Below are 2286 nucleotides of genomic sequence, written 5' to 3'. Positions count from 1 at the left end.
CCCGTGCTCCCTGACGTGAACATCACGTACGCCAGGTCCTCTCCTCCCACCTCGCTGCTCAACCCGCTCTCGGGCTGCGTCGCTACTTCCTTCCACGCCGTGTCCAACGCCAACGCCTTCCCCGCGCTCGCTGGCAACTTCTCCACCAGCGCGGACTGCGTCAGCGTCACCTCCACTCCCGCTTCCTCCAGCATCAGCGCCACTCGCTCCGCTGGGTACTTGCGGTCCACCGGCACGTACGCGCCTCCCGCCTTCAGGATGGCCAGCAGCCCCACCACCATCTCCACCGAGCGCTCCACGTACACGCCCACTCGCGTGCCTCGCTTCACCCCCAGGCCCCTCAAGTGGCGCGCCAGCTGGTTCGCCTTCGCTTCCAGCTCCCCGTAGCTCAGCGTCCCGCCTTCCTCCGCGCTCTTCAGCGCCACCTCTCCGGCCCTCCTCCTCGCCTGCTCCTCGAATCGCGCGTGCACGGAGACATCGCGGGGGTAGTCCGTGGCCGTCTGGTTCTGGAGCTCCACCACCTGCCGACGCTCGGCCGCGTCCAGCATCGGGAGGCGTGTCACAGCGGCTTCTGGCTGAAGGAGCACGCCCTCCAACAGCACGCGCAGGTGTTCCACCATGCGGCGCACCGTGGCGGGCTCGAACAGGTCGGTACTGTATTCGAACACCCCGCTCAACCCGTCCGCCGTCTCCATGAAGAAGACGCTCAGGTCGAACTTCGACGTCCTGCCTTCAAGCGTCACGGGCTTGAGCGACATGCCCGGGAGCATTGCCTCGCCCACGGGTACGTTCTGGAGCGCCAACAGCGTCTGGAACAGCGGCGAGTGGCTGCGGCTTCGCTCGGGCTGAAGTGCCTCCACCAGCTTCTCGAACGGCACCTCCTGGTGCTCCTGAGCCTCCAGGACCGTCTCACGCACCTGCTGGAGAAGGCTCCGGAAGCTGGGGGCTCCAGACAGGTCCGTCCGCAGCACCAGCGTGTTGACGAAGAAGCCGATGAGACCCTCTACCTCCGAGCGCGTGCGGCCGGCGATGGGCGAGCCCACGCTGATGTCCTCCTGGCCCGAATACCTCGACAGCAGGACCTGCCAGCCCGCCAGCAGCACCATGTAGAGCGAGGCACCCTCGCGCTGCGCGAGGCCCCTCAGTTCCTGTGCGAGTTCCCGCGGCCAGAGGAAGGGCAGCGTCGCACCGGCGGTGGTCCGAACCGCGGGACGCGGGCGGTCTGTCGGCAACTCCAACACAGGCGGCGCACCGGAGAGCTTCCGCTTCCAGTAGTCCACTTCGCGCTGGAGTGTCGCGCCCTGCAACCAGCCACGCTGCCACGCCGCGTAGTCCGCGTACTGCACCGGAAGCTCCGGCAACGGCGACGGTTGCCCCTGCACGAAAGCCGCGTAGAGCGCCCCGACCTCGCGCACCAGCACACCGAGCGACCACCCGTCCGACACGATGTGATGCATCGTGACGACGAGCACGTGCTCGCGCGCGTCCAACTTCAACAGCAACGCCCGGAACAGCGGCCCGTGCGCGAGTTCGAAGGGCCGCAGCACTTCCTGCTCCACGCGCCGACGGGCTGCGCTTTCACGAGCGTCCCCATCATTCGAGGTCAGGTCGTCCACCGACAGCGTGAATGCGCCGTGGGACGCGGTCCTTTGCACCGGCTCCGGGTCTCCGGCCACGAACGTCGTGCGCAGGGCTTCGTGACGGCGCACGACCTCGCCCAACGCCCGCTCAAGGACGTCCTGGCGCAGCGTGCCTTCCAGTCGCACCGCCACGGGCACGTTGTAGAGCGCCGTGCCTGGCTCCAGTTGGTCGATGAACCACAGCCGCTGCTGCGCGAACGACAGCGGCAACGGTGCATCCCTGGACACGGGCACCAGCGCGGGAGCCTTCGCGGATCCGGTCTTCTCCAGTCGCAGGGCGAGGGCTTCCACCGTGGGCGCCTCGAACAACGCGCGCAGCGGCAGCTCCGCTCCTGTCTCCATCCTCACCCGCGACACCACCTGTGTCGCCAGCAGTGAGTGCCCACCCAACGCGAAGAAGTTGTCCCTCACTCCCACTCGCGGGACTCGCAGCACCTCCGCCCAGATGCCCGCCAGCTTCGCTTCCGTCCGCGTCCTCGGCGCCTCGTACGCGCTCCCTGCCTTCGGTGCCTCCGGCTCCGGCAACGCCTTGCGGTCCACCTTCCCATTCGCATTCAGCGGCAGCGCGCCCAGCACCATCACCACGCCCGGCACCATGTACTCCGGCAGCCCCTGCCTCAGCTGGGCCTTCAGCTCCTCCCCCTCC

The 2286-nt window shown here is 68.3% G+C and carries 1 protein-coding gene; it reads right to left on the bottom strand.

Annotated features, from left to right (window positions below):
- On the bottom strand, window positions 1–2286 hold a 2286-nt coding region (locus tag FOF48_RS36105; protein ID WP_143909549.1), incomplete at both ends, for a condensation domain-containing protein.

It is taken from the genome of Corallococcus sp. Z5C101001 (genome assembly GCF_007352635.1).
GTDB lineage: Bacteria > Myxococcota > Myxococcia > Myxococcales > Myxococcaceae > Corallococcus > Corallococcus silvisoli.
The sequence above is the reverse complement of the archived record's forward strand: the minus strand, read 5'-3'. Positions and strand labels throughout refer to the sequence as shown.